We start from the raw sequence: 6,000 nt of genomic DNA, 5'->3' as shown, positions 1-6,000 counted from the left end.
CCGGTACCCGGACGGTCCGGCTCCCCCGCCCGGGCGCTCAGTTCAGGTCCAGCCGGGAGTAGACCCTGCCCACGGTGTCGCGGACGACGACGCTGCGGACGCTGAGCCCGTCACCGTCCGCCGGCAGCTCGGCGCTCGCGTACCAGACGCCCCAGCCGGGGTCGCCCGCCAGCTCCAGGAGCCGGCCGTGCAGGGTCCCGGCCGTGGTCCGCACGGTGACGCTCGACGCGGTGCCCCTGCCGCCGTAGTAGACACCGGACAGCAGCACACGGTCGTCGGAGGGCTCCACCTGCACTCCCACGCCGGGGGTGCCGAGGTCGATGTTCCCGTCGACGACGCTGCGGAACTGCGGTTCGGGGTTCTCGGGCGTCGTCCAGTGCTTGCCCTCCTCCGTCAGCCAGAAGTGGGCCCCGCCGGCGTCCACGACGTGCTCACCGGGGGCCACGATCCGGGCCGTCGGGGCCTTCTTCGCCGCGGGCTGGGCGGTGACGGGCGTCGTCTTCCCCGGGGCGCCCGCGTACGCCGCCGAGGGCGCGCCGACCAGCGCGAGCACGACCGCGGTGGCCGCCACGTACTTCTGCATCCCTGTCATGAACGGACAACTCCTCTTGATGTGACCGACGTTCGTACGGGGGAGGGCGCCTCTCCTCCCGTACAAACTCCCGTCGCCGGCCCGCCGGATGACACGCGCCGGGGAATTCTCGTACGGGTCTGGCGCGGGCGGCACGACCCGGTCCGGCGGCCCGAGGATCGGGCGGTGTCGGGGGGTCCGGCGGACGTGTAGGCCAACTCGCTTGCGCGCAGGCGCATCCGGGAGGCCGTCGGAAGGGGAATGAGAGCAAGCACGCGTGTGCGTGCGCCCACCTGATCGCAGGGGTGGACAGCCGAACTCGCCCTGCATGACGAGAGACGCGTGCCATGACTCGTGAACCTCCCCCCGGCAGCGCCCCGATGACGCTGCTCGTGCGCGGCTTCTGGTGCGAATGCTGGAGGGAGGACCCGACCGGCGGTGGACCGGCCGTCCTGCTCTCGGCCACGGACGCGTACTCGGCCGTCCAGGCGGACCGGTGGATCGCCATCGCCCTGCGCACCCTCGCCTCGGCGCTCGACCCCGTGGCCTCCGCGAAGGCCTGGGACTGGCTCGACGAGGGCCGCATGGAGACCCGGCGGACGCTGCTGCGCGCGCAGCCGTGCTCCGTCACCGTCCACCAGGGCGACACGCGCGTCACCTGGACGGTCCGCCCCGCGCTCTTCCTGCCCCTCGAACAGGGCGGGGGCGGGGGACCGCACGCGTGCGACCATCCCGTCCACACCGTCCAGTCCTGCGGGGCGGACGCCCGGACGTACTGAGTTCCGCCGCCCCGCCGCGTCCGGGGTCCGCGCCCGCGAGCGCGCCGCACCGGGAGGCGCCCGCACGGCCCGGGAGGCCGAGGCGGCTCGGGCCGTGCGGGCATGCGGAAGGGCCCCGCACCTGAAACGGGGCCCTTCCGCGGTCGTACGGCGTACGGCGCCGGCGAGCACCCGCGCACGCGGCCGGAGGCCGGGCGGGCATGCGGACACCCCACACCTGGAATGTGCGTACGCGAGTCGGCGTACGTGGAGCGCGTACGTGAAGCAGGCACGCGCACGGGTGTACCGGCCGTCTCGCAGCCGCCGGGGCCGCCCGCCCCGGCGGCTCACCGGGTGCCGGCCAGTGGTCCGGTCCGGACCGGGACCGTCACCCGCCGCCCGGTCTGCGGATCACGCGGTCGGCAGCTCGGCCGAACGGGCGAACCACGGGGCAGAGGAGCGGCACCGGCCCCGTCGGCGAACGGGCCGGGCGAGCCGCACCGGCCCCGTCAGCCGCACTGGCAGGGGTTGCCGGACTGGCACCCGCACCCGCAGCCCGAGCCGCAGCCGCAGGCGCCGAAGAGCGGCAGGCTCTTGATCTCGGCGGGCTGTTCGGTCTCGCGCTCCTGGTTCGGGTCGGGCGTGGTGGGGGATTCGGCCATGGGTCCCTCCTCGAAGGCTTGTGCCTGCCCCCATTGCATGCCCACCAGGTCCGGCGCATCAACGGCGCACGGAGGCTCGTACGCCCCGGCCGGTGACGTACGCGCCCCCGGCGGGGCCCGCCTCGGAGGCGGCCGGCCGAGGGTCCGGCCGGCCGGGGCCCGCGGGGTCCCGGCCGGCGGCGGCAGTCCCGGTCCCCCCGCCTACGCCCCTTCGACCTGGGGCGCGGCCTGGATCTCGTCCGCGTGCTCCCCGGTGACCAGGTACACGACCCGGTTGGCCACCGACACCGCGTGGTCGGCGAAACGCTCGTAGTAGCGGCCGAGCAGTGTCACGTCGACGGCGGTCTCGATGCCGTGCTTCCACCGGTCGTCCAGCAGGTGCTGGAACAGCGTGCGGTGCAGGAGGTCCATCGCGTCGTCGTCCTGCTCCAGCTGGAGCGCGAGGTCGACGTCCTTGGTGATGATGACCTCGGCCGCCTTGGCCATCAGGCGCTGGGCGAGCTGGCCCATCTCCAGGATCGTGGCGTGCAGGTCGTGCGGGATCGCGCGCTCCGGGAAGCGCAGCCGCGCGAGCTTCGCCACGTGCTGGGCGAGGTCGCCGGAGCGCTCCAGGTCGGCGGACATGCGCAGCGAGGTGACGACGATCCGCAGATCGGTGGCCACGGGCTGCTGCCGGGCGAGCAGTGCTATGGCCCGTGCCTCCAGCTCGTGCTGGAGTTCGTCGACCCTCTCGTCGCCCGCGATCACGCTCTCCGCCAGCTTCAGGTCGGAGTCGAGAATCGCCGTCGTGGCGCGACCGATGGCCGACCCGACGAGCCGGGCCATCTCGACCAGGCCCTCGCCGATCGAGTCAAGTTCCTCGTGGTACGCGTCCCGCATCAGGATGTCCCTCTCTTACGTCAGCTTCGGGGGTTCAAGGGGGGCTCGTGAACCCCACGCTCCCACGGTCCGGCCCGAACGCGTCGGTTTCCGCCCCCTCGAATGAACCGTCCCTGGCCCCCAGGTGAACTCTGGGCGACGGTGCCCACCCCTTCGAGGGGAGGTCCCTCGGTTCCGGTCGCGCGAAGTGAATCGGCGTGGTCTCCAGGGTGAACTCTGGGCGACGAGTGTTCGAGTCGACACTCGGACGGCTGTGAGCGGGGCGTTCGGCGTGCCTAACCTGGTGCCATGGACGTGAACGCGGCTGTCGCCGCAGCGGCAGCGATCGCCGGGGTGCTCACCGGCGTGATCGCCGTGCTGGCGTTCCGCTGGAGCGAGCGGGAACAGAAACGCCCCACCCGTACCTCCCTGCACACCGACCCGGTCCTCCCACCGGGTGTCGACACGGTGCTCTCCGTGCTCCGCTCCTCCGCGGTCGTCCTCGACGAGGCCGACGCCGTGGTCAAGGCCAGCTCCGCCGCGTACGCCCTCGGGCTGGTGCGGGGCGGGAAGATGTCCGTCGAGCCCATGCTCCAGATGGCCCGCGACACCCGCCGGGACGGCGAGATACGCCAGGTGGAACTGGACCTGCCGCGGCGCGGCACCGGTCGCGGGGAGGCGCTCGCCGTCTCCGCCCGCGTGGCGCCCCTCGGCTCCCGGCTCGTCCTGCTCCTGGTGGAGGACCTCACGGAGGCCCGACGCATCGAGGCCGTGCGGCGCGACTTCGTCGCCAACGTCAGCCATGAGCTCAAGACCCCGGTCGGCGCACTCTCCCTGCTCTCCGAGGCGGTCATGGGGGCCTCGGACGACCCGGAGGCGGTGGAGCGGTTCGCCGGACGGATGCAGATCGAGGCCACGCGCCTCACCAACCTCGTCCAGGAGCTCATCGACCTCTCCCGGGTCCAGAACGACGACCCGCTGGAGGACGCGGAGCCCGTACGCATCGACGAACTGGTCGCCGAGGCGATCGACCGGTGCCGCCACCAGGCCGGCGCGAAGCAGATCACCATGGCCTCCGGCGGCACGGCCGAGTTGCGCATCTGGGGCAACCGGGGTCAGCTGGCCGCCGCCCTGGGCAACCTGGTGGAGAACGCCGTCAACTACTCACCCGCCCGGACCCGGGTGGGCATAGCCGCGCGCCGGGTGACCGCGCCCGGCGGAGACCTCATCGAGATCGCCGTGACCGACCAGGGCATCGGCATCTCCGACAAGGACAAGGAGCGCATCTTCGAGCGCTTCTACCGCGTCGACCCGGCGCGTTCCCGTGCCACAGGCGGTACGGGGCTGGGGCTCGCGATCGTCAAGCACGTGGCCGCCTCGCACTCCGGGGAGGTCACCGTGTGGAGCTCCGAGGGTCAGGGCTCCACCTTCACGCTGCGGCTGCCGGAGGCGGGCGCGGCACGCGACCGCTCCACGCGCCAGACCACGTCCGGCCTCGACGAGGAGACCGGGCGGACCGACGGGACGACCACCGTCTCATCCCCGTACGAATCGTTTCCTGCCCCGGAGGTCCTTCCGTGACCCGTGTGCTCGTCGTCGAGGACGAGGAGTCCTTCAGCGACGCTCTGTCCTACATGCTCCGCAAGGAGGGTTTCGAGGTCGCCATCGCGACCACCGGGCCCGACGGGCTCGACGAGTTCGAGCGCAATGGCGCCGACCTCGTCCTGCTCGACCTGATGCTGCCCGGGCTGCCCGGCACCGAGGTGTGCCGCCAGCTGCGCAGCCGCTCCAACGTGCCGGTGATCATGGTCACCGCCAAGGACAGTGAGATCGACAAGGTCGTCGGCCTGGAGATAGGAGCCGACGACTACGTGACCAAGCCCTTCTCGTCCCGCGAGCTGGTGGCGCGCATCCGGGCCGTCCTGCGCCGCCGCGGCGAGCCGGAGGAGGTCACCCCGGCCGCACTGGAGGCCGGCCCGGTCCGGATGGACGTCGACCGCCACGTGGTCACCGTCTCGGGCTCCAAGGTCGACCTGCCCCTCAAGGAGTTCGACCTCCTGGAGATGCTCCTGCGCAACGCGGGCCGCGTACTGACCCGTATGCAGCTCATCGACCGGGTGTGGGGCGCGGACTACGTCGGCGACACCAAGACCCTCGACGTCCACGTCAAGCGCCTGCGCGCCAAGATCGAGCCCGACCCGGGGGCGCCTCGCTACCTGGTGACGGTCCGGGGCCTCGGCTACAAGTTCGAGCCGTAGACCGAAGGTCCCCAGCGCACGCCGAAGGGCGGAACCCACGGGGGGTTCCGCCCTTCGGCGTGCGCTGGGTGCCTGTACGGCGCCTCTGCGCGTCGCGTCCTGGCGGTGCCCGTACGGGCGTGTCCGCACGGGACCGCGGCGCGCGGGCGGCTCAGTGACCGGCTGCCGCGTCCTCGGAGGCCGTCGCGCCCGCCGTCGCGGAGGAGGTGGCCGTGGAGCCGGCCGCTTCCGTGCCCTCCGTCGCGGACGGCGAGCCGCCGGGCGACTCGGACGCCTCGCCGGAGGCCGGCTCCGACGCCGCGGGCTCGGTGGCCGGGGCCTTCGGGACCTCGGTGGGACCCCACGAGGAGAAGAAGCTCTCGGCGGGCACGACGAACGCCCGCAGCGACACCTCGCCGGTCTTGCTGAACGTGAAGGTCACCGGCTGCGCGTTGCCGTCCTTGAGCGCTTCGCCGCCGTTCTGCACGACGGCGCTGGCGTTGTCCTTGCCGCCGAGGACCACGGAGCCGCCCGCGGGCACGGTCAGCTTGCCGGTGCCCTTCGCGGGCTTGATCTCGACCGGCGACGTGACGCCCTCGACGGTGATCGAGTCCAGCGTCTGCGCGGTGGTGCCCTCGTTGAACAGGGTCGCGGAGATCGCGGCGGGGCCCGTGGACTCCTGCTCGGGCTGGGTGATGACCACGGCGTTCTGGACCTTGATGTCGCCGACGCTGGTGGCGGCGTTGTCCGGCACGATCTCCAGCGTCTGTGCCTTGTTGCCGGCACCGCACGCGGCGAGAGAGGCGATCGAGAACGCGATGGCGGCTGCGGCAAGGGAGCCGCGTCGAAGGCTGCTGCTCACGGCGGCGGCAACTCCTTGAACGTGGGCGGAGCAGGGCAGCTCCCGTATTAAA

7 protein-coding genes are annotated in these 6,000 nt (G+C 72.7%); 3 read left to right on the top strand and 4 right to left on the bottom strand.

The genetic code is table 11. The features are described from left to right. Nucleotides 1–37: 37 nt before the first annotated feature. Entirely contained in the window at nt 38–592 is a 555-nt protein-coding gene (locus IE265_RS06365) for a hypothetical protein (RefSeq protein WP_308434774.1), read from the bottom strand. 326 nt (nt 593–918) lie between these two features. Between IE265_RS06365 and IE265_RS06360 the strand changes: the two genes are divergently transcribed. Next, nucleotides 919–1,350 (top strand): hypothetical protein, encoded by a 432-nt coding sequence (locus tag IE265_RS06360; protein ID WP_190034356.1) that lies wholly within the window; start codon nt 919–921, stop codon nt 1,348–1,350. Nucleotides 1,351–1,838: 488 nt separating this feature from the next. Here the strand turns inward: IE265_RS06360 and IE265_RS06355 are convergent, their stop codons facing one another. Both IE265_RS06355 and phoU read right to left on the bottom strand, forming a co-directional pair. Next, the gene (locus IE265_RS06355) at nt 1,839–1,991 is read right to left on the bottom strand and encodes a hypothetical protein (protein WP_190034355.1); all 153 of its coding nucleotides are present in this window, start codon (nt 1,989–1,991) and stop codon (nt 1,839–1,841) included. A 201-nt stretch (nt 1,992–2,192) separates the two neighbouring features. After that, the gene (phoU, locus tag IE265_RS06350) at nt 2,193–2,870 is read right to left on the bottom strand and encodes a phosphate signaling complex protein PhoU (protein WP_190034354.1); all 678 of its coding nucleotides are present in this window, start codon (nt 2,868–2,870) and stop codon (nt 2,193–2,195) included. Nucleotides 2,871–3,158: 288 nt separating this feature from the next. Between phoU and phoR the strand changes: the two genes are divergently transcribed. Next, complete coding sequence (gene phoR / locus IE265_RS06345; protein ID WP_190034353.1) at nt 3,159–4,430, top strand: two-component system sensor histidine kinase PhoR; 1,272 nt, start codon at nt 3,159–3,161, stop codon at nt 4,428–4,430. Continuing rightward, nucleotides 4,427–5,107 carry a two-component system response regulator PhoP gene (gene phoP / locus IE265_RS06340; RefSeq protein WP_033322296.1) on the top strand — a complete coding sequence of 227 codons (681 nt, stop codon included), beginning with the start codon at nt 4,427–4,429 and terminating at the stop codon, nt 5,105–5,107. Before phoR ends, phoP begins: the two co-directional genes overlap by 4 nt. Nucleotides 5,108–5,258: 151 nt before the next feature. Here phoP and IE265_RS06335 read toward each other — a convergent pair whose 3' ends face one another. Beyond that, complete coding sequence (locus tag IE265_RS06335) at nt 5,259–5,948, bottom strand: copper chaperone PCu(A)C domain-containing protein (protein ID WP_190034352.1); 690 nt, start codon at nt 5,946–5,948, stop codon at nt 5,259–5,261. Nucleotides 5,949–6,000 lie beyond the last annotated feature (52 nt).

It is taken from the genome of Streptomyces fructofermentans, assembly GCF_014651055.1.
Lineage (GTDB): Bacteria > Actinomycetota > Actinomycetes > Streptomycetales > Streptomycetaceae > Streptomyces > Streptomyces fructofermentans.
The sequence above is the reverse complement of the archived record's forward strand: the minus strand, read 5'-3'. Positions and strand labels throughout refer to the sequence as shown.